Annotated in this window: 21 protein-coding genes and 1 pseudogene; 5 read left to right on the top strand and 17 right to left on the bottom strand. The window is 42.3% G+C overall.

Annotated elements, in window-relative coordinates:
- Nucleotides 1-258 precede the first annotated feature (258 nt).
- From ACJROX_RS04315 to ACJROX_RS04305, 3 genes are read right to left on the bottom strand one after another with little or no spacing between them, the layout of a single operon-like run.
- Nucleotides 259-1,143 carry a glycine betaine ABC transporter substrate-binding protein gene (locus ACJROX_RS04315; RefSeq protein ID WP_408011572.1) on the bottom strand — a complete coding sequence of 295 codons (885 nt, stop codon included), beginning with the start codon at nucleotides 1,141-1,143 and terminating at the stop codon, nucleotides 259-261.
- A 21-nt stretch (nucleotides 1,144-1,164) separates the two neighbouring features.
- Nucleotides 1,165-1,815, bottom strand: a complete 651-nt coding sequence (locus tag ACJROX_RS04310; protein WP_408009531.1) for an ABC transporter permease — start codon at nucleotides 1,813-1,815, stop codon at nucleotides 1,165-1,167.
- A gap of 15 nt (nucleotides 1,816-1,830) precedes the next feature.
- On the bottom strand, nucleotides 1,831-2,949 hold the full coding sequence (locus ACJROX_RS04305; protein ID WP_408009530.1) for an ABC transporter ATP-binding protein: 1,119 nt from the start codon (nucleotides 2,947-2,949) through the stop codon (nucleotides 1,831-1,833).
- Nucleotides 2,950-3,198: 249 nt separating this feature from the next.
- Between ACJROX_RS04305 and ACJROX_RS04300 the strand changes: the two genes are divergently transcribed.
- Nucleotides 3,199-5,766 carry a transglycosylase domain-containing protein gene (locus ACJROX_RS04300; protein WP_408009529.1) on the top strand — a complete coding sequence of 856 codons (2,568 nt, stop codon included), beginning with the start codon at nucleotides 3,199-3,201 and terminating at the stop codon, nucleotides 5,764-5,766.
- A 38-nt stretch (nucleotides 5,767-5,804) separates the two neighbouring features.
- Here the strand turns inward: ACJROX_RS04300 and ACJROX_RS04295 are convergent, their stop codons facing one another.
- The 5 genes from ACJROX_RS04295 to hemE form a co-directional block, all read right to left on the bottom strand.
- Nucleotides 5,805-6,917, bottom strand: a complete 1,113-nt coding sequence (locus tag ACJROX_RS04295) for a CapA family protein (protein ID WP_408009528.1) — start codon at nucleotides 6,915-6,917, stop codon at nucleotides 5,805-5,807.
- 145 nt (nucleotides 6,918-7,062) lie between these two features.
- Nucleotides 7,063-8,322, bottom strand: a complete 1,260-nt coding sequence (locus ACJROX_RS04290) for an ATP-binding protein (RefSeq protein WP_408009527.1) — start codon at nucleotides 8,320-8,322, stop codon at nucleotides 7,063-7,065.
- Between the two features lie 612 nt (nucleotides 8,323-8,934).
- The gene (gene hemY, locus ACJROX_RS04285; RefSeq protein WP_408009526.1) at nucleotides 8,935-10,320 is read right to left on the bottom strand and encodes a protoporphyrinogen oxidase; all 1,386 of its coding nucleotides are present in this window, start codon (nucleotides 10,318-10,320) and stop codon (nucleotides 8,935-8,937) included.
- Nucleotides 10,321-10,322: 2 nt separating this feature from the next.
- Complete coding sequence (gene hemH / locus ACJROX_RS04280; RefSeq protein WP_408009524.1) at nucleotides 10,323-11,261, bottom strand: ferrochelatase; 939 nt, start codon at nucleotides 11,259-11,261, stop codon at nucleotides 10,323-10,325.
- A 20-nt stretch (nucleotides 11,262-11,281) separates the two neighbouring features.
- A complete protein-coding gene (hemE, locus tag ACJROX_RS04275; RefSeq protein ID WP_408009523.1) occupies nucleotides 11,282-12,313 on the bottom strand; it encodes a uroporphyrinogen decarboxylase in 1,032 nt (343 codons plus the stop codon).
- Nucleotides 12,314-12,646: 333 nt separating this feature from the next.
- Here hemE and ACJROX_RS04270 point away from each other — a divergent pair, with 333 nt between their 5' ends.
- On the top strand, nucleotides 12,647-13,390 hold the full coding sequence (locus tag ACJROX_RS04270; protein WP_408009522.1) for a hypothetical protein: 744 nt from the start codon (nucleotides 12,647-12,649) through the stop codon (nucleotides 13,388-13,390).
- A 100-nt stretch (nucleotides 13,391-13,490) separates the two neighbouring features.
- Here ACJROX_RS04270 and ACJROX_RS04265 read toward each other — a convergent pair.
- The 4 genes and pseudogenes from ACJROX_RS04265 to ACJROX_RS04250 all read right to left on the bottom strand — a co-directional run bounded on the left by ACJROX_RS04265 (nucleotide 13,491) and on the right by ACJROX_RS04250 (nucleotide 17,902).
- Nucleotides 13,491-14,791 (bottom strand): annotated as a pseudogene (locus ACJROX_RS04265) (methyl-accepting chemotaxis protein).
- A 77-nt stretch (nucleotides 14,792-14,868) separates the two neighbouring features.
- On the bottom strand, nucleotides 14,869-15,366 hold the full coding sequence (locus tag ACJROX_RS04260; RefSeq protein WP_408009521.1) for a cache domain-containing protein: 498 nt from the start codon (nucleotides 15,364-15,366) through the stop codon (nucleotides 14,869-14,871).
- A gap of 12 nt (nucleotides 15,367-15,378) precedes the next feature.
- On the bottom strand, nucleotides 15,379-15,507 hold the full coding sequence (locus ACJROX_RS04255; protein WP_408009520.1) for a hypothetical protein: 129 nt from the start codon (nucleotides 15,505-15,507) through the stop codon (nucleotides 15,379-15,381).
- A gap of 259 nt (nucleotides 15,508-15,766) precedes the next feature.
- On the bottom strand, nucleotides 15,767-17,902 hold the full coding sequence (locus ACJROX_RS04250; protein WP_408009519.1) for a transglycosylase domain-containing protein: 2,136 nt from the start codon (nucleotides 17,900-17,902) through the stop codon (nucleotides 15,767-15,769).
- A 168-nt stretch (nucleotides 17,903-18,070) separates the two neighbouring features.
- On the opposite strand from ACJROX_RS04250, the gene ACJROX_RS04245 reads away from it, so the two are divergent.
- Entirely contained in the window at nucleotides 18,071-18,583 is a 513-nt protein-coding gene (locus tag ACJROX_RS04245; RefSeq protein ID WP_408009518.1) for an antibiotic biosynthesis monooxygenase family protein, read from the top strand.
- Between the two features lie 63 nt (nucleotides 18,584-18,646).
- Nucleotides 18,647-19,552: a diacylglycerol/lipid kinase family protein gene (locus ACJROX_RS04240; protein ID WP_408009517.1), complete on the top strand. Its 906-nt coding sequence runs from the start codon at nucleotides 18,647-18,649 to the stop codon at nucleotides 19,550-19,552.
- Between the two features lie 59 nt (nucleotides 19,553-19,611).
- On the opposite strand, the gene ACJROX_RS04235 is transcribed toward ACJROX_RS04240, so the two are convergent.
- Nucleotides 19,612-19,947, bottom strand: coding sequence for a DUF3243 family protein (locus ACJROX_RS04235; RefSeq protein WP_408009516.1), 336 nt, complete (start codon nucleotides 19,945-19,947; stop codon nucleotides 19,612-19,614).
- Nucleotides 19,940-20,467 carry a type 1 glutamine amidotransferase domain-containing protein gene (locus ACJROX_RS04230; RefSeq protein WP_408009515.1) on the bottom strand — a complete coding sequence of 176 codons (528 nt, stop codon included), beginning with the start codon at nucleotides 20,465-20,467 and terminating at the stop codon, nucleotides 19,940-19,942. The genes ACJROX_RS04235 and ACJROX_RS04230 overlap by 8 nt, the downstream gene beginning before the upstream one ends.
- Nucleotides 20,468-20,639: 172 nt before the next feature.
- Between ACJROX_RS04230 and ACJROX_RS04225 the strand changes: the two genes are divergently transcribed.
- Nucleotides 20,640-21,074: a ferritin-like domain-containing protein gene (locus tag ACJROX_RS04225; RefSeq protein WP_408009514.1), complete on the top strand. Its 435-nt coding sequence runs from the start codon at nucleotides 20,640-20,642 to the stop codon at nucleotides 21,072-21,074.
- Between the two features lie 152 nt (nucleotides 21,075-21,226).
- Here the strand turns inward: ACJROX_RS04225 and ACJROX_RS04220 are convergent, their stop codons facing one another.
- Genes ACJROX_RS04220 through ACJROX_RS04210 form a run of 3 tightly spaced genes read right to left on the bottom strand, consistent with a single transcriptional unit; the run spans nucleotide 21,227 to nucleotide 23,964 of the window.
- A complete protein-coding gene (locus ACJROX_RS04220) occupies nucleotides 21,227-21,967 on the bottom strand; it encodes an EcsC family protein (RefSeq protein ID WP_408009513.1) in 741 nt (246 codons plus the stop codon).
- An 18-nt stretch (nucleotides 21,968-21,985) separates the two neighbouring features.
- Nucleotides 21,986-23,224, bottom strand: a complete 1,239-nt coding sequence (locus tag ACJROX_RS04215; RefSeq protein WP_408009512.1) for an ABC transporter permease — start codon at nucleotides 23,222-23,224, stop codon at nucleotides 21,986-21,988.
- A 2-nt stretch (nucleotides 23,225-23,226) separates the two neighbouring features.
- Nucleotides 23,227-23,964, bottom strand: a complete 738-nt coding sequence (locus tag ACJROX_RS04210; protein ID WP_408009511.1) for an ABC transporter ATP-binding protein — start codon at nucleotides 23,962-23,964, stop codon at nucleotides 23,227-23,229.
- Nucleotides 23,965-24,626: the final 662 nt, after the last annotated feature.

Below are 24,626 nucleotides of genomic sequence, written 5' to 3'. Positions count from 1 at the left end.
CCTGGCACCGCATAAACCTTTAAAGTTATATCAACGAGAAAAACCCATGGAGAAAATGAAATTTTTCCATGGGTTCATTTGCCTTATCAAAAATGTACAAATTTTAGAGGGTATCTATTCCGTTATTTGCGTTAAAAGCAGGTTATTTATAATGAATTTCACCAAATAAGGTCTCTGGTGTCCTCTATTTTTTTTGTAAAGGATGGGGTTTTTGAGCAAATAAGGGCTTCCTATGTCCGCTAAATATTGGTCGTCTATTTAATCGATAAGCCCTTTTTGTTTCAGGAAGTCGATTGCTACTTGTTGTGGATCCTCATTGTCGATATCGACTTTTGCATTCATTTCAGCTATTTCCTCAGATGAAATCTGACCTTCAAGCTCTTTCATCACTTTTTCCACATCAGGGAATTTATCTAATGCTTCCTGACGGATCAATGGTGCAGCATAATATGGTGGGAAGAAGTTCTTATCGTCCTCCAAGATCTTTAAATTGAACCGCTCTATACGTCCATCTGTCGTGAATGCAGTGATGAGATCGACCTCACCGTCCTTGACAGCGTTATACATCAAGTTCGGATCCAGGCTTTCTTTACTTTTAAAGTTGAGATCGTACGTTTTGACATACGGATCGAATCCGTCTGGTCTTTCATAGAATTCCGGCGGTGCTGCAAAGACAAGATCATCCGATTTTTCGGCTAATTCCGAAGTTGTTTTGACACCTAATTGATTATACGTATCTTCCGTCATCGCCAATCCATAATTGTTCTCGAATCCAAGCGGAGGCAACCAGACGATGTCCTTTTCTTCCTTATATCCTTTTTTCGTTGCTTCATATACTTCCTCAGCGGATTGGTCTGGGTTATACTCTTCCTTTAAAACGGCTAGATATCCAGTACCTGAATATTCAACATACATGTCGATATCTCCACTTTCCATCGCTTTGGTCAGGACATCGACCTCCCCAAGACCTTCTTTCACTTGTACATCATAATCCGTGTTCGCCTTGATATATTCAGCCATCAAATGCGGAAGGATATATTGCTCAGTCCATTTTTTACCTGAGATGACAAGTGTGTCACCTCCAGCTCCTCCACCACCGCAACCGGCAACAATCAACATCAATAGTAAAATCGGTAACAACATCTTTTTCAAAATGAGATCCTCCTAGTCTTGTTTTTTAAGTCCTTTTGGCGTAACGATACGCTCGATCCCTTTTAAAATCGAGTCAAAAAAGATTGCAAGTAATGCAGCCGGGACCGCGCCAGCTAAAACCAACTCATTATTCAATGTGCTTAGGCCTCTATAGATGACATCGCCGAGACCGCCTGCCCCAATGAAGGTCGCTAATGTGGCAACCCCGATTGTCAGTACCGTTGCGGTCCTGATTCCCGCCATGATGACAGGCAGAGCCAGGGGAAGTTCGATTTTCCATAGTATTTGCCCCGATGTCATTCCCATACCTTTTCCAGCCTGGATTAATGAATCATCGACACCCACGATTCCTGTGTATGTATTTCTTAAAATTGGTAAAAGGGCATAGATCATCAATGCGATGATCGCGGGTGTACTCCCGATTCCGAAAACGGGTAACAGGAATCCGAACAAAGCTAAACTCGGAATCGTCTGGAAAACAGCCGTGACCCCGATGACGAATTCAGCGATCTTTTTCAAACGGGATATGATAATTCCTAATGGCACTGATATCAAAATACCGATCAGGATCGAGACGAACGAAAGATACAAATGCTCCTGAAGAGCGGTGAGAATCGTGGGCCATCTATTTATGAATGTGTCAAAAAAACTGTTCCAATCCAATGATATACCTCATTTCTATACGGTTTGTTTCATTCCAGCAAGGCCTCTCATCATGCTTGATCTCGTAATCAAGCCGACCAGCCTGCCCTCGTCTAAAACTGGTATTATAGTAACTTGGTGCTTTGCGAAGATTTCTGCAATGTCTGTATAGTTTGTTTCGGTCGTTACAGAATGAGCAACCGGAGACATGATATCTTCCACCTTTTTCGATTCATCACCATAATGATTTTCCAATTTGGGGAGTTCCAAAATGCCTTGAAGTTCTCCCTTCGATTTCGTCACCATCAAACTATCGACAGTATAGGTTTTCATGAGTTGTAACGCTTCTGCAAGTCCACGACTCGGTTTTACGGTCGCAACTTTAGAGAGCATCAAGGATGTAGCTGTCTTACCTCCAAGTTCCTTACTCATCCGCTCCTCACCGATGAAGTCTTCAACGAATTGATTCGCTGGATGCCTCAGGATCTGGTCCGGTGTAGCCAATTGTATGATTTCACCACCATCCATGATCGCGATCCGGTCAGCGATTTTAAGAGCTTCGTCCATGTCATGGGTTACAAAGACGATCGTCTTCTGGATGTTGTCCTGTAAGGCGACGAGTTCATCCTGCAATTGTTCACGGCTGATCGGATCCAGTGCACTAAAGGGCTCGTCCATCAGAACGACAGGCGGTTCTGCTGCTAAAGCTCTTATTACACCGATCCGTTGTTGTTGGCCACCACTCAGTTCAGATGGATACCTCTTTTTGAAAACCTTCGGATCCAGTCCGACAAGGTCGAGCAGTTCATCGACTCTACGTATGTATTTATCTTTGGACCAACCTTTCATCTTCGGTACCAACGCTACATTCTCTTCTATGGTCATATGTGGAAAAAGTCCGATCTGCTGGATGACATAACCGATGTTCCTCCTAAGTTGGACAGGATTCTGGTTTCTGATATTCTCCCCATCCACTAAGATTTCACCACTGCTAGGTTCCAGTAATCGGTTGATCATTTTCATCGTGGTCGTTTTTCCGCAACCGCTCGGACCGATCAAAGTCACCAACTCTCCCTTGTTGACATGAAAATTGATATTCTTCAATGCTTGGAAACCATCCGGGAAAGTTTTACTGACTTGTTTAAACTCGATCATTCAAGTTCCCCCTTTTAACTATCATCAATTTAGATTACCCTCTGTCCCCATTAATAAACATCATATCAATGTTATTTAAAAAATTTCAAACACCAGTTTCCACTAATGTTTATAAATGGAATTTGCCGGGTACTTTCAAATCAATACTTTAATTTTTAAAAAGTACCTGTTAACACATTTTGTTGTTTAAGCGAAATACGCAGAAATCAACCATTTAAAGTAACAGCCAAAAGAAAGGTCGTGTGCAAAATGTCTCGATTCCAAAATAAAAAAGCAGCAAGGCAAGAGAAGAATCAAAATGGCTATTTCAAAGTATTCCTTGCGACCTTCCTCGTCTTCTTACTTATATTAGTCGCTGGTGGAGTAACTGGGCTGGCATTCATACAAGATGCTCCGAATTTGACAGAAAAGGAATTAAAATATGCGAATTCCTCAACCATATACGATATGAACGGAGATAAGATCACTGAGCTGGCCGGTAGGGAGCACCGTATTCCAGTAAATATCGAAAATGTACCTGAACATGTAAAACAAGCTTTCATAGCGATAGAAGATGCACGTTTTAGGGAGCACTTCGGATTGGATCTCAAGAGAATCGGAGGGGCAGCTCTCGCCAATATTACAGAAGGTTGGGGATCAGAAGGTGGAAGTACAATCACCCAGCAGGTCGTAAAAAATACATATCTATCCCCTGAGAAAACGTTGAAACGGAAGATACAAGAAGCTTACCTTTCTATAAAAATGGAACGAAAGTACTCCAAAAATGAAATATTGGAAATGTATTTTAATAGAATCTACTTCGGCAACGGTGCATATGGGCTAGGAGCGGCTGCAGATGTATATTTCGGTAAAAGTGTTGAAGAATTGACCGTCGCTGAGGCTGCACTTCTTGCCGGTTTACCACAACGGCCGAACGGTTATGATCCGATCAAAAATCCTGAAAATGCAATAGAAAGAAGAAGCATTGTACTTTCCTCAATGGAAAAACAGGGATTCATTTCAGAAAAAGAGGAAAAGAAGGCCAATGTAACAGAATTAGAGGAAATCCTGTATAAAAAACCTGAAAACAAAGGTTATGAAGCCTTCGTCGACCATGTCATCGAAGAATTGCTTGAAAAAGGATACAGTGAAAGCGAGCTTTATACAGGCGGCTTGAAAATTTATACTACCCTGGATTCTGATGCTCAGTCTTATACTGAAAAAATGATGACAGGAAATGATGTAATCCCTTACCCGAATGACGATTTCAAAGCCGGTATCGTATTATTAGATACAAAAACAGGTGCAATTCGTGCAATCGGCGGGAACCGGAATCCTGACGATGCAGATATCCAGCGAGGCTACAACTATGCAACTGATATCAAGCGTCAACCTGGTTCTACGATCAAACCGATCTTAGACTATGGACCTGCTATCGAATATGAAAAATGGTCCACTTACCATCAGATTGAAGATGAAGAACTTGAAATCGATGGCAAAGAATTCAAGAACTATGATGATGAATTCCATGGAATGTTATCTATGAGAGAGGCACTTGTAAAATCGTACAATATTCCTGCGATTAAAGCGTTCATGGAGGTCGGCGGCGATCGTGCCAAAAAATTTGCTGAAAATGTAGGCATTTCACTTGAACACGCCTATCCTTCCTATGCAATCGGAGGGTTTGGCGATGACGATGGAGTTTCACCTTTACAGATGGCTGGTGCCTATGCTGCTTTCGGAAATCAAGGAATGTACAACAAACCTTATACCGTGACGAGAATCGAATATCCGACAGGTGAAACGAAAAAGTTCGAAACCAAAGCGCAAAAAGCGATGAATCAGTACACTGCCTATATGGTCACTGATATGTTGAAGGATGTTGTCCGTGAAGGAACCGGAACACTCGCAAATATCGATGGGTTGCCTTTGGCAGGTAAAACAGGGACAACAAACCCTCCAGAAGGTATTAAAGATGGCTCAACAGATTCCTGGTTTGTCGGCTATACGACTCAATATACCGCTGCAGTCTGGACAGGATATGGAAAAACATCCGCAGAACAGTATGTAACGAAGGAAGATTCGGCTATTGCCAAACTGCTTTTCAAGGAAGTCATGTCCCATGTTTTAAAAGATATTGAAACAAAGGATTTCGTAATGCCGTCTACCGTAGAGGAAGTAAAGATCGATGAACGTAACGGTAAAAAGGCTTCAAGCTATACACCGTCCTCAAGTATTACAACAGAGCTGTATGTAGAAGGGACAGCTTTGCCAAGTGAATATAAACCTCCAAAGAAAAAGAAAGATGATGACGATAAAGAAGAAGAGAAGAAAAGGGAAGAAGATGACTCTAATGAAGACGACGGGTCCGGTGATAACGATGGATCCGGTGGTGACGGTGGTTCCGGTGATGATGGTTCCGACGGTGACGGTGGATCCGGTGATGATGGTTCCGGCGATGACGGTGGATCCGGCGATGATGGTGGATCCGGTGGTGACAATGGATCCGGCGATGACGGTGGATCCGGCGATGACGGTGGATCCGGTGATGATGATGGTTCCGGCGATGACGATGGATCCGGCGATGACGGTGGTTCCGGTGATGATGATGGTTCCGGCGATGACGGTGGTTCCGGTGGTGATGATGGATCCGGCGATGACGGTGGTTCCGGTGATGATGGTTCCGGAGGAGACAGCAGATCAAGTGATGAAGATGGCGATACTTCCGATGATAACAACGGAGCTGATGACAGCAATTCTGAAAATGGCTCTGCTAGCAGCAGTTCTAGTGATAGCTCAGACAAAAAACCAGATGATGAGTATAAGGATGACGACTAACCTAAAGGGGTTGACTCAATATGAGCCAACCCCTTCTTCTATTCTTTCGGACTAACATTACCATTTTGATCGATTTGAACATTATAAGAGAGACGGTTAAGCTTATCGATAATGGTCCGATTGTATCCCTCATCCATTAATGTAGGCTGATGACTGACGATTTTAGCTGGGATGATTTGCGACTTTATTTCATTCTTTTCAATAGACAGGTTCACAATCATACTCTCTTGACCCTTATGACTTTTAGATTGAGTGAATACGAAGTTTCCTAAACTATAATAGATGGGAGCCCCTTTGTAATATTCGATTCCCATCAATGAGTGGCTATGACTTCCCAATACAGCTGCAACCCCTGCATCAATGAACTCTCGCGCCATCACCCGTGCATAATCCTCTGGGTAATCTTCCCTCTCTTTATTCCAATGGATAAATACAATCGTATAATCTGAGTGCTCAACAGCTTTCTCTACATATTCCATCATCGGCTCATATGTATATGCAGATGCAATTCCAGGACTTTCTGGTCTTGCTGCCCATTCGGCATATGGCAATACCCTGCTTAATCCTAGAATTGCGATTTTCTTTCCATTCACCGTCTTATAATAAGCAGTAAAGGCTTCTTCCTCGTTTTTTCCTGCACCGCTATATCCTATTCCATGATTATCCAAATGATCCATCGTATCAAACAAAGCGTCCATTCCATAATCAAGGGTATGGTTGTTTGCGATGCTTACCATGTCATAACCTGCATTTGCAAGACCTTGAAGTGTCTCTGGCTTAGATCGGAAAGCAAATCGTTTTTCTTCGGGAGTACCTCGTGTCGATACAGCTGTTTCAAGGTTTCCTACGGTAATATCGGATTTTTGAAGGATATGCTTGGTATGTTGGTATGGAAAATCGACACCGTTTTGTTCGATCGCTGCTCCAACCCAACTATCCAACAGTATATCTCCTGTAAAAGAAATTGTTATAGGATTTACTATTTCATCTAACTTGGGCTTTTCCTGTATTTCATTAGTAGATTGATTGTCAGTTTCGTTTTTGGTAGATGGTTGAGCATTCACTTCACCTTCCCTCGTCTGAGTAGAAGGAAGGGAACAGCTCGCAAGCAAAAGGACTAAAGAAGCGAATAAACCAAGAAATACTTTCATCTATCATTACCTTTCCTAACAAAATTATAAATCCATAAGGATACTATATTGCCTGATTTTGGATAAATAAAGACTTGACTTTTTGACAATTTTGTTATATCAGGAAAGTTTTTTCAAAAGCATAGAACAAGCTTGAACATCTCGCTCATTCCTTTTCCCCATTTGTGGCGACAGGTAGTCTAACGATTACAGATGTTCCTTTTTCCGGTGTACTATTGTAAGAAATAGATCCCTTCATATTTCTGATCAGACGGAATGTGATCATCGTCCCTAATCCAGTCCCTTTGGTTTTTGTAGTATAAAACGGAAGTCCTACCTTTTGGACTTCTTCCTTTGTCATTCCTTTCCCTGTATCTTCAATGATGAGATCTACGGTATCGACAGTGTTCACTTCATCTCTTATAGAAATGGTTCCGCCACCCTCACTCGCCTCTATCCCGTTTTTTATAAGATTAATCAAACACTGTTTTAATTGGTGGTCATCTGCTTTTACTAAATGCTGCTTGGAAAGCTCAGGTTTTATTATCACACTATTAAAGACGGCAAGAGGTGATAATAAATGGGTGATGTCTTCCACAACTTCTTTCAAGTCGACATTACGCAACTTCATTTCACTTGGTCTTACTAAAGAAAGATAATCAGATATGATCTTGTTACTTCGATCCAATTCGTCAATGATCAAAGGTGCATGTTGTTTCAACTGATCGTCCTTCGTATGGCAGGAGAGAAACTGGATCAGCCCCCGTACAGTCGTTAGAGGATTCCTGATTTCATGTGCAATAGAGGCTGCCATCTGTCCAAGTACAGAAAGCTTCCCTAAATAGATCGTCTCTTCCAACTGCAAATTTATTCTTATTAACCGGTCGATTAAAAGGATCAATAGAAAGTAAAGTGTATAAAAAGAGAAGAAATATATGAAATAAAATCGAACGGGTAAAAAGTCTACATGGATATAAAGGATGAGTACGTAAAGAAGAAAAAATAAAAATCCAGCGACCAAGCCTGGCTTCCATTTCTTAAGAGCTTCATTGAACATACGCGAATATGCGAAACCGATGGCTAAAGCAACAACTGTAATAAGTACGCCAACCCATGCATATTCACCGCCGATACTTAAACGAGTAAATATGATCACTAAACTGCACATAGTACCCGGAATCAATCCCGCATAAAGTGTGGCGACGATTAGGGGTACTGTCCGTAGATCGAATACGGTTGTTCTGAAGCCATCGATTGGATAATACATGCAACCAATTGCAGCTATAGAGCTGATCAACCCGAAAAACAACTTTTGTTTCAGGGAGATTCCACCTTTTGCGTTGAAAGGATAGATCAGATTTGCAATGAAGGTTAACGATACTATTATTGAAATGTTTACAAAGATCGGTTTGATTAAGTCAGCCATCCAATTTACCTCTATCTAAATCGTTACATCGTGTTTCTTGCCATTATAGCAGACAACTTTTCCTTCTTAAAGGATACTTCGTAATCCATGACAAGCGAGTAGGCTTTCGGACTGCCCGCGGAAGGGGAGTATATTTCGCAAAAAATTAACGATTAAGTATAACAGAGCAAATAAAAAGGGCTGACGATATGCCAGCCAATTTCCTCTATTCTACTCTTATTAAGTTGCCGCTGTAATCCTGTTGTTGATTTTTCAATAGCGAATTTTTATTTAACTGAAATTCGCGACACTCCTGCGGGAAAAGCGAGCCAGGCGAGACCACGCAGTTGGAATGCAGAGAAGTGATGTCCAGCTCAAGCGACCAGTCACTTGAATCACTTCAGACTACCTGCGGCTGGCGACACGGTTCATAAGACAACTCGAGCATGAAAATCCGGATCAAATGATTTACATCTTATGTTTGAGCCCACGCAGAACCAAGTCTTTGTTTGGTTCGAGCCTCCTCGTCAGTTTTCCAGTGACCTACGTGACTAAGTGGGTCGCTTCCGCTTTTCTTTCGCCCACGGAAAGGGAGGAATTACGTTAATTCCCTAATGGAAGAATAACAAGCCATTAAGTCAATGACTTGATGACCTTCTCTGCTGCATTTTCTCCGGCCACCACACAATCCGGCAGCCCTATACCATCAAGTGATGCTCCTACGAGCTGTATACCAGGATAGTGTGTTTCCAATCTTTCATGCAAGAGTTCTTTCCTTTCAAGATGCCCAACAAGGTATTGAGGCATCGCTTTTTTCCACCGCGTAATATAGAAGAATTCAGGTTTTGCCTCGATGTTCATGATGTTATACAGATCCGCCAATACTTTGGAAAGGATCGTCTCATCTGATTCGTCAACGATTGCCTGGTCATGCTCCCTGCCCACATAACACCGTAACAGTACATGGCCATCAGGTGTAGTATGCGGCCATTTCTGGTTGGTCCAAGTACATGCAGTGATTGTAAAAGGGGATTTCTTAGAGACGACAAAGCCTGTCCCATCGATTGATTCTGGGATGGCTGACTCAGGAAAAGCCATAGCAATCGTAGCAACAGAGGTAGCAGGGACTTCACCAATCAATTCTTTTATCTCCTGGTTGAAAAAAGAGGCCGCTTTCTTTCCCGGCACTGTTACGATGACTTCATCTGCCTCGACAGTTGTACCATCAGTCAATTGCAACGTATACCTGCTATCGGATCGGTTCAATTTTTCGACCGCTGTCCCCATCTTCCATTCGATTTTTCCATTCAAGGAGTCTTCCAATGCCTCCACTAACGACGACAGTCCTTTTTTCAACGTTAAAAAGGCGCCCTTGGTGGATTTCTCACACTTCTTTGGCTTTGTTTGCTTCATTCCTAGAATCAAGCTGCGGTATCTTGATTCAATATCCTGAAACTGCGGGAAAGTCGATTCCAAACTGATTTTATCGATATTCCCTGCGTAAACTCCAGACAATAACGGTTCAATCAAGTTTTCGACTACTTCATCACCTAGTCTTCTCTTAAAGAATCCACCAACAGACTGGTCCCCTTGAAGCTGGCTTTTCGGTAAGACAAGATCCAGACCTGCCCTTGCTTTTCCTTTTAAAGAGAATAACCCGCTTGATAAAAATGGACTGATTTCAGTAGGAACACCCATGACAGCCCCTTCTGGCATCGGATATAGCTTCGTGCCATGAAGGATATAGGCCTGTCCTGCTTGATTGTTCACGAGGTCATGGTCGATTCCGAGCCTCTCGACAAGGTTCGTCATCGCTTTCTTCCGTCCTAAGTAGGAATCAGGGCCTCGTTCGATCACAAAGTCATCATGATATTCCGTTCGGACTTTCCCGCCTAATCGGTTTTGAGCTTCAATGAGCGTAATCTTGATCGGAAGTTGCTTATCGTCTATTTCGTTTTGCAAAGAAAAAGCGGCAGAAAGACCTGTAATCCCCCCACCGACAATAACAACATGTTTCATTTCTAATCCCGGCTTTCCAGCTTGTTCGTAACGACTCTAGCTAACGTTTGAATGAATTCTGGCTTTGCATTCGGCATTTCTGGCCGATAATAGGATGCACCCAATTTATCGGTGACCACTTTACATTCATAATCATTGTCGTAGAGAACTTCCAAGTGTTCTGCGACAAAACCGACAGGACAATAGATGAAGTGCTTATAACCCTCTTGCTCGTATAAGTCCTGTGTAAGGTCCTGGACATCGGGACCAATCCAAGGTTCCGGTGTATTCCCTGCACTTTGCCAGCCGATCGTGTAATGCTTGATCCCTGCTTCTTCAGCGATCAAATCGGCCGTCTCTTGTAATTGTTCAGGATATGGGTCTCCTATTTGTGTGATACGCTGCGGCAAGCTATGCGCTGAAAAAATAGCGATTGTACGTTTATGACTCTCTTCAGGAATCTGATTGAGCGTCTCTTTGATTCGATCTGCCCAATAGGTGATATAGCCTGGCTCATCGTACCAAGCATCCACCGGATGGATTTTCGGGCCGCCAATCCGCTCCGACTCTTCGATTGCACGTCCATTATAGGATTTGACGGAGAACGTCGAATAGTGTGGTGCAAGAACTATACTGATTGCTTCCTTGATGCCATCCCTCTTCATGGATTGAACGGCATCTTCTATGAATGGATCGATATGCTTCAATCCTAAATATGCCTTGAATTCGATATCTTCATGCATCTCATTCAATTGATCTTCTAACTTCTGTTTCTGTTCATTCGTTATTTTAGCAAGCGGGGAAACCCCTCCGATCGCCTCATAACGTTCGATCAAATCCTGAAGGTCTTCTTGTGGGGGCTTTTTCCCTCTTCGGATATGTGTGTAGTATGGTTCGATTTCCTCAGGACTTCTTGGTGTACCGTAGGCCATGACAAGAACCCCTACTTTTTGTTTCGTCAAAATGTTCACCCCGTTTTCATCTATTTCGAAGTATATTCATGAACAAATGCTGTCAGTCTTTTTAATGTATCTGGATTCACATCTGGGAAAACTCCATGTCCTAAATTGAAAATGAATTTAGAAGACTCTGTCCCTTGGTCAAGGATTTCCTTCGTCCGTTCTTTGATCACTTCCCAAGGTGCTAACAACAATGCCGGTTCTAGATTCCCTTGGACGGTTTTGTTGATTCCGCGTTCTCTCGCTTCTTTGATCGGCAATCTCCAATCAAGTCCGACCACATCCAATGGAAGCTCATTCCAATCATTCGCCAGGTGGCTTGCCCCAACACCGAACATGATGAGTGGAACATTTTCCTCTCTAAGCTCAGTAAAGATCTTTTCCATCACCGGTTTTACGAATGTACGATAATCCGCAACATTCAGTGTACCGACCCATGAATCAAAAATCTGAATGACCTGGGCTCCTGCATGGATTTGGGATTTCACGTAACGGATCGTCGTCTCGCCGAGCTTGTCCATCAGCTTAAACCATGCTTCCGGCTCCGAATACATGAATGCTTTTGTCTTATAATAGTTTTTTGATGGACCGCCTTCAATCATATAGCTTGCAAGTGTAAACGGTGCCCCGCCGAAACTGATCAGCGGTACCGATAGTTGTTCCCGCAGTAATTTGATCGTATCCAATACATATGGGACATCCTGTACAGGATCGATTTCCCCGAGACGCTGCACATCCGCCATAGACCGGATCGGATTCTCGATGACTGGACCAATTCCCGATTTGATTTCTACATCAACACCGATTGCAGGCAGTGGTGTCATGATATCCTTATATAAAATTGCAGCATCGACGTTATATTGCTCTACAGGCAAACGTGTCACTTCCGCACATAATTCTGGTCGGTGTGTAATTTCAAAAAGAGAATATTTTTCTTTGATTTTACGGTACTCCGGTTGCGAACGTCCCGCTTGTCTCATGTACCAGACCGGAACATGAGAAACCTCTTCCCCCCTGCATGCTTTCAATAACTGGTCGTTAAATAATTTTGTCATGATCAATCACCTTTCATCAGCAAAGCCTACTGCTGCTCCGTTACATTGTTTTCATACTTATCATTGTAAAAGAAATTAAAATCAATGTCATATTGTAGCCATTATTACTATACTTGTTCTGAGAATCGTTGTATACTATCCCTTGCGAACTGTCATAAATTAGTCGCAAAATACCGCTCTGTTTCATATTTAGCGTTATTGGGTATACTTTGAACGCTAAACCTTTTCATATTGGCAGTTCATTTCTTAAACGTGCCAGGCCAGTTGACTAGTCTATTCAGTTAGCCGTCATTCAATAATGAACAGACAGAGCTTTAATGTAAAATTCCTTTCGTGAGTTTCGAATGGATGAAAGTGAGGAATCCTGAGATGACTTCATTACGTCAGGAGAGAAAGAAATTAAAAAAACAAGACGCGAACGGCCCCCAATGGTTCAAGTTTGCATCTATTTTCTTTATAGGATACGGAATTGTATATCTGATCGTCTTCTTCAAAAGATTGTTCTTTTCAGATTTGACAATCGAATCCATAGCAAGTCTCTACCTATATGATTTAGAGTCTTCCTATATTTTTAGTATCATTGCTGGTACGATCGTATTCATGTTCCTCTATGCCAAGCTTCGGTTACGGCAAAAGGAACGTCTGTTGTTCAATCAACTACCGAATTTGTTCATGATCCGGATGATCTTATACATCTGCCTTTATTTCATAGTCATTCTGATGTTGTTGGGGATTCACCTGATCTTCTCGACTTTATTCGTCCAACGAACTGGCGGTTCCTTGAACTTATCCTATTCATTATTTTATTGGGCAGTTGTCGTACTTTTATGCGACCGTTTGAAAGATTTCTTTTTAATCAAGAAGAAAAGCATGAAACGGTTGATTTTTGTGCCTTTCATCGTTTTTTATATCGCCGTACTGATCTTTTTCAAGTTCCAGACGTCGTACCAGCTTGTGTTCCAATTCATTGGAAACGGCTTAGTCCTATTGATGTTCGGGCTTTATCTGGTTGAAAAGCATCTGAACCGCCGAAAAAAATCACAAACCGAAACAAAAGATCGAATAGAAGAGACATAAGGGACTGTCCAGAACATTTAAAGTGTTTGGGACGGTCTTTTTTTTAGAGTATAATGAAGGGGCTGACCAAAGTGTGCCAGCCCCTGCTTTTTAATAGCTATTATTCATTATTTTCATGTTCCACTTTGAACTGTTTGATCAGTTCGATCAGCTCACTACTAGCAGCATTCAGTGCTTCAGCTGATTCACCTACTGTATTCAGCGCCCGTTGCTGTTCATCGATAGAAGCGCTTACTTCTTCAGATGATGCCGCTGCCTGCTGAGCTACGGCCGAAATATTCTGAATCGCTTCCATAACTGATTCCTTATGCTGGTTCAAATTCCTAACATCATCTCCAATCATGGAAATGAAGTGGAGCATTTGACCGAGAGATTCACCTAATTGTTCGAAGGCTTCTTCTGTACCCTCGACAACCTTGTTTTGTTCGTTGGATATGACTTTCGTATGGTTCATTTCAATGCCTACACGCTTGGATTCGTTCTCAATCACTTTCAGTATGCTTTTCACCCGCTCAGTAGCGACTGAAGATTGTTCTGCAAGCTTCCGGACTTCGTTTGCGACCACAGCAAAACCTTTCCGCTTTCACCTGCTCTTGCGGCTTCAATTCCAGCATTCAAAGCTAGCAGATTTGTTTTTTCAGAGATTTCCGTAATCGTAGCGATGACTTCTTCTACTTCTTTTACCTTATTGTTCAAATCATTGATGACATTCTCTACTGCAATCAACACTTCATTGGATTCATCATTCTTCAAGCGTAACGTCTTGATCTGTTCCATTCCCTTTTTACTGACTGTATCTGCATTTTTCGATAGGGCTAACATCGAACTCACCTGGTTGTTGATTTTTTCAATATCATCCGATAAATTCACTGCCCTCAGATGAGTCGATTCAACATCGGATGCTTGCTGGGAGGATCCCTTCGCAATATCAGTCACCGCATGTGTCACTTCTTCATTCGAGGCAATTGTCTCTTCTGCGACAGCACTTAATCCTTCAGCAGATTCAGTCACTTTAAAAGAAGAGTTTTGGACCGCTTTGATCAATTGACGCATCTTATCGATCATAGAGTTGAAATGTTTAGTCAAATCACCTAGTTCGTCTTGGTTGGTGTTTTGCACCTTGACCGTCAAATCACCTGATTCAACTTTATTCAATTCATCCCGTAAGTTTCGAACGGGACTCGTAATACTTTTTGCTACAAAATAACTTACGATGATCGATACGACTATGATGATCAATGCGATGAATAAAATCGTATTTCGGATTGATCCTGCTTCCTTCGTCAATGTTTCGTTTGGTGTCGAAGTCCCGACCTTCCAACCAGTCAACTTAATGGTATTGAAGTTGACAAAACCATCAGATTCCTTGTCATCAACAGCATTTTTTTCAGAAACATACATGTCTTTAACATATTCTTTTTTATTCCGAATATTTTCACCTTTGAGATCCGGATGGACCAATGCGAGTCCAGATTGGTCTACAAAAACGGGTAACCGTCATATTCCAGTTTCGTATTCGAAACGACATTCGCCAGATTCAGAAGGTTCATGTCCATGGAAACCGTACCGAGAACCTCGCCAGATGCTGGATCCTTCACGGTTTTTGCAGTGGTCAACACATAATCGCCTGTTCCGGCATCCTCGTATGGGTCTGTCCAGATCACTTTCGAATCCTCTTCTGACGCATTTTGGTACCATGGCCTTGATGTCGGATCATAATCATCCGGAAGATCGACATGCGGTGTTATTTTCATTTTTTTGTTTTCACTTGCTATGTATAGATAGGCCACATTTTCATTTATCCCTAAATATTGGTTGAAGTCACGCTTAACGGCCTCCCAATCAGCAGTTTCATTTTCGGATCCGTCATTCGAAGACTTCAGAGCTGAAATGACTCTTTCATCCTGACTGTATCGTTCCATCGTTTGTTCGATATTGTTCAAATATAGACTGATGTGATCCGACATCTGATCCACTTTCGCTTGTGTCTATGCTTCTACATTATCTTTCATCGTATCACTTACCCGATCATAGGTAAGAAAATCTACAGATAATAAAGATAAAGATAAAATAAGAGCCATTATAAGCATAAGCTTGCTTTGTAATTTTTTGAACATTCCCTATCCCCCTTGGAAGTAAAAATAACTGTCTACTTTTGTATCGTCCAAACCCACACATACTTTTATCGAAAGTTTTGAAGCGTGCCAGGCACCATCTTAGAACCCTTGGAGGAGAAGGACTTTGGTTTGGTGCCTGGCACTATTTGAAAATCATGGGAGAGAAGGACCTTGGTTCGGTGCATTGCACACATCAATGGACCCATCAGTCGCAGACATCAAATAAGCTTCACCGATCTGAGTCGGTGAAGCTTTTCCTTTAAAAGAGGGAGGATGAAACGGTATTTGACGGTTCCCCGTCTTGCTTGGTCAACGGGTCATATGGAACGATGAAGAACTCCGGGAAGGCGAACAACTTCGTCGATACCACAGTGTAGGATCCTTCTCCTTCAACGGTATCAATCTTTTCCGCTCCATTATCAGTTTTTATATAAATTTTATACATCAGCCGCTCATCTTCAGATGGAGTCCAATTCAATTGGATCCCCGGTACCCCATAGCGTCCGAAAGCATATTGGGCACTGAGATCGTCCACCTCGACCATTTCGATCGGCGGTTCAAGATCTTCCACACCTTTTGGCTTTTGAAAGGCCAAGTTCTTTTGCTCCGGGATTTCATTGATGATGTTTTTGAACATCAAGGTCGCATCCGAACTGTTCCCTGTCATATAGCGATCTTTCGTCGTCCGATCATAGCCGATCCATACAGCCCCGACCGCATCAGGTGTATAACCTGCAAACCAGAGATCCTTGTTTCCGCCCTCCACTTCTTCAAAAGTTGTCGTTCCTGTTTTTCCAGCCAAGGCAGTATTGACATGACCTCTTTTTCCAGTCCCTTCTTTAATCACTGCCTCTAACATTTTTGTCATGAACCATGCATTTTGCTTTGAAAAGACCTTTTTCTTCTCCACATCCGCTTTACCAATCAATTTCCCATCCCGATCATAGATTTCCTTCACAAAGAAAGGCTCTACCATTTCTCCATGATTTGCAAAAGCTGAGAAACCTCTCGTGATCTGTAAGGGAGTGACCCCCTCGTCTAAGCCTCCTAACGCTATTCCCAGTTTACGCTCTTCTACATCCATCCCTAATTCTCGAATGAATTTCAGTGACTTCGACAGTCCCATTTCATTCAAAAGCCAGACAGCAGGAGCATTCAAGGAGTCTTCGATCGCTTTATACATCGATACTTTCCCAAGGTATTCGTCATTATAATTTTCAGGTTCATAGCCGTTGTATTTCAATCGTTCATCCTTCAAAAGAGAATACGGTTCCCAATCATTCGTTTCCATCGCGGGTCCATACACTGCTAATGGCTTGAACGTCGAACCAGGCTGGCGCTTGGCGTTCACACGGTTGAATCCTTGTGCAACATAATCACGGCCACCTTGGACAGCCATGACACCGCCGGTATGTGAATCCATGAGGACAAATGCGCCTTGAGGTGATTCCTTCATATCAGAGCCTCTGAAATATTGATCATTCTGCATCGCTTTATAGGAAGACTGCTGTGCTTCAGGGCTCATCGGTACGACGATCTTATAGCCCCCCTTCAATACTTCCATCGTTGATAGCGCATATTTCTCTTTCACTTCTTTTAGAACCATATCGATATAGGTCAAATATGCCGGTTCTTTCTCTAAGCGGGATACATCGAGAGCAATCGTTTTCCCTTGTGCTCTTACCGCTTCTTCTGCAGTAATATAGTCGAGCCTCTGCATAAGTGAAAGGACCGTATCCCTTCTTTCTTTGCTTCTTTCGGGGTTGGCAATCGGCGAGTATCCATTCGGTGCTTTCGGAAGTCCTGCTAACATTGCCCCTTCCTCGAGCGTCAATTCACTTACGTCTTTATTGAAAAAAAGCTTAGAGGCTGCTTGTATACCGTATGCACCATGGCCAAAATAGATTTGATTCAAATACATTTCAAGGATTTTCTTTTTCGTATATTTACGCTCCAAGTTAATGGCAATCGTCGCTTCTTTCGTTTTCCTCAACAGCGTTTTTTCATGTGATAAAAAGATGTTTTTTGCCAGCTGCTGAGTGATCGTACTTCCCCCTTCAACCTTGCTTCCTGATAAAACATCCTTGTACAATGCACGGCTGATTGCTTGAAAATCAATTCCTGGATGATCATAGAAACGTCTATCCTCTACTGCAATGAACGCTTCCTGAACATGTTTCGGAACGTCTTCAATCTTGACGAGCTCACGATTTTCAGCGTAAAGCTTCGTGATCGTTTCCCCATCCTCATCGACAAGGGAAGATGCCGAACTCATCACAAGGTCTTTTTCATCAATTACATAATTTCCGGCAAACACAATCGCCACATAAACGAGCAAGGAACATAGGATGACGGCCATTGCCCAAAGCGATATGCGCGTTGCTTTTTTCCACACAACGCATCAACTCCTTAAAGGGGTAGATAAGATACTTTTACCACTTTACTCAATATTTACGCGTATTTCCATAGTTTTGTTTCGTTTAGTATTTCACTTGTAAGGGTAAATCATGAATAAATCTCTTTTTGTGTATACTAAAACCGTATTAGAAAGGAAGATGAATAAATGAATTATCATATCGCCTATGGGACGGCTGATTATTTGAAATCCCTTTTGGAAAAGTACCAGGGTGAAGAAGGTAGTTTCTATTTATTAGAAGGAGCAGAAGATGCGGCTCTTATACATAAAACGAAGAGGGACAGTGTGTTTGAATTCCCCAAATCATACGAAGCGATTGAAGAAGCAGGAGGTTTTGAAGGAGCCAAGTTCATCGTCTTCAACAATATCCCGGTCACTTCTGAAGGGCGTCCAGTATTTGAAGATCGTTTCAAACAGAGGGCTGGGCTGGTAGAAAATGAGCCTGGGTGTGCCGGCCTCGTTATTTTAAGGCCAAAAGATTCAGAAACCTACATCGTCTCTAGCATGTGGGAAGACGAAAGCGATTTCGAGGCCTGGAGACAATCCTCTTCATACGAAAAAGCCCATAAGAATCGGGATGCGAATGAACCCCTTCCACAAAGTATGTTCACTGGAAAACCATACATTACATCTTTCAGAATGGTAGAATCATCACAGTAAAAGGGATTGACCTACAACCCCTTTTTATATCCCTTCAATACCTGTAAGGAAAGGGGTTTGACCTTGAAAATCAATCGAGTTGACCTGATTGTAAATCCAAAAGCTGGAAATGAACGCATGCATGAACAGATGGAACAAATCATTACGAGGCTTGAACACCATTTTCCGACGGTAAATGTAGTTTATACAAATGAAACTGGAGATGCTGGTAAATACATAAATGCAAAAGGGAAGCATTCAGACTTGATCATCGGTGCCGGAGGCGATGGGACGATTTATGAACTCATCAATGCCATAAGCCCTTTTGAACAGCGTCCTGCATTCGGGATCCTACCCGGTGGAACCTGTAACGATTTTTCCAGGGCAATTGGTTTGTCCCAAGACCCTCTGAATGCAGCTGAACAAATATGCATGCAACACTTCAGGTCGATCGATGTCGGCAAATGCAATCATCAATACTTCTTGAACTTTTGGGGAATCGGCCTTATCACAGAAATATCGACCAATATTAATCCTAAAGTCAAGGAAAATTTCGGACGGCTTTCTTATTATTTAAGTGCGATCCAAACAATCAGTCAGGAGAAAACCTTTCATTTAAAGCTCGAATCCGATCAATGCGCCTATGAAGGTGAAGCAGCCATGGTTCTTATTGGGAATGGTCCGTTTACTGGTGGGATCCGGGCTTTCTTTCCGGGTTCCAATATTGAAGATGGAAAGCTTGAGGTCATGATCATCGAGTCTAACCGGTTCCAAACTTTTTTCGATATGTTAAGGGCAAAGGTTATGAACGATGTCCCGAACAGTGAGGAAATTCTCTACTTTCAAACGGATCGTATTTCAATTGAGGCGGCTCCAACGCAAATTATCGATTGTGATGGAGAACGAGGGTATTCTACCCCTTCCACGATTACCATTTTACCTGGCCATATCCTGATGGCAGTAGGTGAATACCCCCTGGAACCACTTTGAGATTAGCTGATTCTATGTATTAAAAAAGACAGCCTGCCGGCTGCCTTTTCAACGTTCTATTATTCAACCATCCTTACAAGCATGTGTGCCAGCATGTGTTGCTGCTCTTTATCTCCGACGCTCCATAGCTCTTTGAGCAATTTCTCTTCCCTGTTTCTCGGTTCTTCATTTTCAGCTAGATAATCAGCAACTTTTTCTGCTGTCTTCGCTAGTTGCTCCTCCGACATTCCGAGCTTTTCACCGACCCGTACACGTTTGCCGAGATATTCTTTGAAAACATCGAAGTTTTGTAAAATTTGTTCACGCTCTTCCTCAGGAATTCGATCCACTGTAGAGCGAACTTCACTTTCATGCAGGTTTTCATCTTTATCGACCATATGATTTCGTTCAGACATGCGCTTCCACTCCTTGTTTCAATACTTTTTTGGATTGCTCGATAAACTGTGGAATATCATCTGGTTGTCTGCTTGTTACCAGATTGCCGCACACGACTACCGGTTCATCAAAAACATTGGCTCCTGCATGCTGAAGATCCATCTGGATGGATTTGAAGCCGGTCACACTGCGTCCATTCAATACATTTGCCGTGACAAGGATTTGAGGACCATGACAGATGGCAAATACAGGCTTTCGTAAATAAACCATCTTTCCGGCAAATGCAACGATACGATCATCTCCCCTCAATATATCAGGAGAAAAGCCTCCTGGTATGAAAAGGGCGTCAAAATCTTCTGGGTTTACTTGATCGATCGTCTTGGCGACTTGAATTGAAACGTCTCCCTGCTTGCCTTTAACTTCTTTTTTCTCCGTACTGATGACAGTTAGTTCATGTCCATTATCAATAAATGATTGTGCCGGATCTGTATACTCGACATCCTCAAACATATCGGTCATTAATACTGCAATTTTACTCATTTCGTATTCACAACCTTTCCAAATCATTGACAGTGTTCTAATTCCCGAAAATACCTTATTTAAACATTCCACAATTTTGAAAACTAGTTTAATATTTCGGGGCAAAGGGTACATTATATTCGTAGCAGGATAAGGAAAAGTCGAATTATTTTTTAGAAAGGATGATCAACTAATGGATAAAGAACTACAAGAACTTATCGATGGACTAAATGAGGACCTGGCACACGAATATGCTGCAGTCATCATGTACACGTATAATGCTGCTGTTGTTTCCGGGATGTATCGGCAGGTCTTGAAACCTTTCTTCGAAGGTGAAATTTCAGATGAGCAAGGTCATGCCATGTACCTTTCTGAAAAGATCAGTGTACTAGGAGGAACGCCGACAACAAAGCCGGCTGAAGTAAAACAATTGACTGATGTGCATGAAATGTTGAAAGAAGCACGTAATGCTGAAAAAGAGACGATCGATCGCTATGAAAAGCGTAAAGAACAAGCGGCTAACTTAAACATGACAGAACTTGTCGTCAAGCTTGAAGACTTGATCGCAGACGAAACGCACCATATGGAAGAAATGGACCGACTGTTAAGCGATCCACGACTTTCATAAAGTTGATCTTATTCGGGACATTGCCGTTGAGGCAGTGTCCTTTTTACTTTTTAGCGGTCACATAGATCCTCCCTAGGATGGGTTAATCTGATATATCGATATTTATAAGAACATCACCAAACCAGAGCTATAATACGAAAGGAGCCATTTTTTTATTCCGCCTTCATTTCCTGCAAAAGTCTCAATCGATAGCAGTTCATCGCTGTATCACCGAGCTGGTCGAGCAAGTTGTAATTCGCTAATGCTCCCACGATTGCCCCGAACCCAGGTATCATCTGCAGCAGTTTTACTAGATCGATGTGGTCTCGATAGGTGATCTGAAAGGTTTTCCAGTCATAATCGTCATTCATCGTCGCCTTAGATGGCCACTTGTGCTTAGTCTCTTCCCAATTTTTGATGGCCATATAGGTTTCACGGCGCACTTCATCACTAGAAAAGGCCAACAAAAACACATGCAGAAGAAAAATCCGCTCCTGGTGATCCCGCGTATCGAACCCATAAATCCTTGCTGACTCAAACAGGAACCTCATTTTAATGCCTAATAGCAATGGAAAGTCCGCTAATCCCAACAGGATTCCACCTGCACCGGTCCCTGCCCCTTCTACCATCGCTGTTTTCTTATAGGCTTTTTTCCGTTCGAGGAGCAATTCATCGCGTTCCTCAAGGTTCATTCCAGCAACTGCCGGTTTTTTTGTCGTATATTCATTGCTGAATAATGTCGCCTTCACCATGTTTCGGATAGCGTTCGTCACCGCTGTATGAACTTTTTCAGGAATCTTTCTATTGATTTGCCCCTGAACTCTTTTTGCTGCTCTTTTATATATGGGCGAGCGTTTCAATATCATTCTTTCCCATTCTCTTAATTCCTGCTCAATATCTTTTTTTGCATTCATCTGATCAGCCTCACTTCACTAACGTCCCATTTCAGTAATGATGAATCGTTTGTCGAGCTGTTTGAAAAGAAGGACTCTCGTAAAAACAAAAATCAGGACAACACCAGTAATCAAGATGATTCCCGTATCCATGATGGAAAAATGATTCAGAAAGCTGCTTACGGAAAATAAGCTCACTTGTGAGAGCATGACCCGGAAAAGCAAGCGCTGGAAGGTATCATATCGTTCTCTCTTTGAAATCGGGTAGAGATCGACCCATACTTTCATGTCAAAGTGCGGCCATAATGTTGTCAGCTGGATCGCAGTCATGTAAAGAACCAGCAGATTTACTGCCCACAGTAGAAATCCTGAAGGCAATACGAGCATCAATAAAATCCCGATCAAGGTGAGCCGCACATAAATGCCGAAGTAGTCATTCGATCGGATGAACGCTCTCGAATACATGTATCCATACACACTTTCACTTTTCCCGCTTAACATTTTTAAAAGCGGGGTGGCCCATGTCCGCTTACGTACCTTGCGGCTGATTTCCGGAACATCCACAAACATGTTCGCAACTCGATAGAACAGCATGAGCGCATTTCCTTCAAGCTCGATCAGACGCTCCCACTTAAGAGTATGCTTTTGGGAAAGCGGCCGATACACACCAATATAAAGGATGCTCAATCCAATGATCAGGACAGCTGTAAACAACCACGCTTCTTTAAATAATGTATATAAAGTGAAAAGCAGCATCACCATCCGGATGGACGGCAGCAATTTACGTTTCGTGCCATCTGGAACCCGCAATTCTTCCCACTTCGAAAAGATATTCCATCCTGCCAAAATCAGAATCATTATCAGGCTTGCAAAATAAACTGTCCGATCCGAATTAATCCGATTGAAATAGAGAGGCCCTAATACAAGCATCAATACGAGAACATTAAAGGCTAGCATCAAAAAACTGTATAAAAGTGATTTTTTTAGATAAGGTTTGAAACGTTCTTCAACTGGGAGCAGAAAATTAGCATCCGGAACCTTTAAAAAGGTACGAATCTTTCCTCTGCTGACGAGGAGAAAAACCAGGACCGTGACAAATTCTGCAGCAGGAAAAGCTTCTGGCAAAACCATCAACACCTGACCATAGTAATAGCTTCCGAGGATGATACCGACATACACTGAGAATAGGAAGCCGCTGTTGCCGATATATCTAAGATAGCGTATGGCCATGTTCCAGAAACTGCTGGCACGTTCCCTCCATAGCGTGTTCACATCCATACTCAGGCACCTCTTGTAATTTGGACATAAATTTCGTCTAACGTAGCATTGGGCATACTCATTTTTGTCTGTATTTCAGAAAGAGTTCCATCAGCCAGGATCTTTCCTTCATGTAAAATGATGAAACGGTCACAATAACGTTCAGCTGTTGAAAGGATATGGGTGGATAAAAGAATTCCCGTCCCACGTTCCTTCACCTGGACGATGAGATCAAGGAACGACTGGATACCAAGCGGATCGAGGCCGACAAATGGTTCATCGACAACAAATAAAGAAGGACGGACCAGGAATGCACACATGATCATGACCTTCTGCTTCATCCCTTTAGAAAACTGGTTCGGATACCATTTCAGCTTGTTTTCCATACGGAATTCCTTCAACAGGGGTCCAACCCTACTTTTCAATTCTGTCTGATCGATTTCATAGGCCATTGATGTCAGCTCAAGATGCTCCCATAATGTAAGTTCATCATACAGGACCGGTGTTTCAGGAATATAAGCGATTTGGGAACGGTAGCGGTCAGGACCTTCATTGATTATATTGTCGTTCACCTTGATCGTTCCTTCAATCGGTTCCATCAAACCAAGCACATGCTTGATTGTCGTGCTTTTTCCTGCACCATTCAGACCGATCAATCCAACGATTTCTTTTTGTTCCACGCGAAAATTAAGATTATGTAGAACAGGCTGCTGCTGGCTGTATCCACCTGTCAATTGTGCTACGTCCAAGACACTCTTCATACTTGACCCCTTCCATCGTTCGGTTGTTTTTATGTTATTTTATCAAATAAAAACATTCCATGCTTATTGTATGAATATTCACCTGTATTAACTTGGACAAATTTGGAAAAGATGAGAATGAAGAAGGCATCCCCCCTTCTTCAAAAGAAAAGAGAAAGAGATTGCTGTTGTGTAATCCAACTTCTATGAAGGGTGTACAAACGGCGTGATGCTATTTGTATCGTTTACGGACAACTCTTCTAAACAATGACCACTTTCCCAAGCCATTGTTCATTATCTCTTGTTTCTCTTTTCTTCTCTGACCTCTCCGGAGAGCTCTATCATCAAGATAGGGCTCTTCATTTTTTTGGCTAAAAGTTTGTTGCTAACTGAATGTTGAAAAGGAGAGGAATGAAAAACTATAGCAGTGGAAATATGCGAAACTCCTGCAGGAAAGCAAGCTAAGCGAGACCCTGCACTCTTTTAAAAGGATCTTCGACTATAATAATGAACTTCGACTAAATACCACCACGTCCTGCGCCTGCGGTTACTCGGCGCAAAACTACAAGGATGGAATTTAAGTCCGTGGTCTTGTGGTGAACGTCGAAGCTATCACAAGGAAAGCTTCTAAGAATTCTCATCGCAGACACGAAAATGATTTCATTTTTGTGTTGAGATCCATG

The organism is Pseudalkalibacillus sp. A8 (genome assembly GCF_045920555.1).
In the GTDB taxonomy this organism is placed as follows: domain Bacteria; phylum Bacillota; class Bacilli; order Bacillales; family Fictibacillaceae; genus Pseudalkalibacillus.
Note: the sequence above shows the minus strand (reverse complement) of the source record. Positions and strands in the feature narration are given on the sequence as shown.

Excerpts from the sequence above, each read along its gene's own strand:
- ACJROX_RS04295 (WP_408009528.1), bottom strand. The coding sequence starts at position 6,917 with ATGAAAGTATTTCTTGGTTTATTCGCTTCTTTAGTCCTTTTGCTTGCG.
- ACJROX_RS04300 (WP_408009529.1), top strand. The coding sequence starts at position 3,199 with ATGTCTCGATTCCAAAATAAAAAAGCAGCAAGGCAAGAGAAGAATCAA.
- hemE (WP_408009523.1), bottom strand. The coding sequence starts at position 12,313 with ATGACAAAATTATTTAACGACCAGTTATTGAAAGCATGCAGGGGGGAA.
- ACJROX_RS04230 (WP_408009515.1), bottom strand. The coding sequence starts at position 20,467 with ATGAGTAAAATTGCAGTATTAATGACCGATATGTTTGAGGATGTCGAG.
- ACJROX_RS04245 (WP_408009518.1), top strand. The coding sequence starts at position 18,071 with ATGAATTATCATATCGCCTATGGGACGGCTGATTATTTGAAATCCCTT.
- ACJROX_RS04315 (WP_408011572.1), bottom strand. The coding sequence starts at position 1,143 with ATGTTGTTACCGATTTTACTATTGATGTTGATTGTTGCCGGTTGCGGT.
- ACJROX_RS04215 (WP_408009512.1), bottom strand. The coding sequence starts at position 23,224 with ATGGATGTGAACACGCTATGGAGGGAACGTGCCAGCAGTTTCTGGAAC.
- ACJROX_RS04255 (WP_408009520.1), bottom strand. The coding sequence starts at position 15,507 with ATGTTCAAAAAATTACAAAGCAAGCTTATGCTTATAATGGCTCTTATT.
- hemY (WP_408009526.1), bottom strand. The coding sequence starts at position 10,320 with ATGAAACATGTTGTTATTGTCGGTGGGGGGATTACAGGTCTTTCTGCC.
- ACJROX_RS04220 (WP_408009513.1), bottom strand. The coding sequence starts at position 21,967 with ATGAATGCAAAAAAAGATATTGAGCAGGAATTAAGAGAATGGGAAAGA.
- ACJROX_RS04235 (WP_408009516.1), bottom strand. The coding sequence starts at position 19,947 with ATGTCTGAACGAAATCATATGGTCGATAAAGATGAAAACCTGCATGAA.
- ACJROX_RS04305 (WP_408009530.1), bottom strand. The coding sequence starts at position 2,949 with ATGATCGAGTTTAAACAAGTCAGTAAAACTTTCCCGGATGGTTTCCAA.
- ACJROX_RS04210 (WP_408009511.1), bottom strand. The coding sequence starts at position 23,964 with ATGAAGAGTGTCTTGGACGTAGCACAATTGACAGGTGGATACAGCCAG.
- ACJROX_RS04225 (WP_408009514.1), top strand. The coding sequence starts at position 20,640 with ATGGATAAAGAACTACAAGAACTTATCGATGGACTAAATGAGGACCTG.
- ACJROX_RS04290 (WP_408009527.1), bottom strand. The coding sequence starts at position 8,322 with ATGGCTGACTTAATCAAACCGATCTTTGTAAACATTTCAATAATAGTA.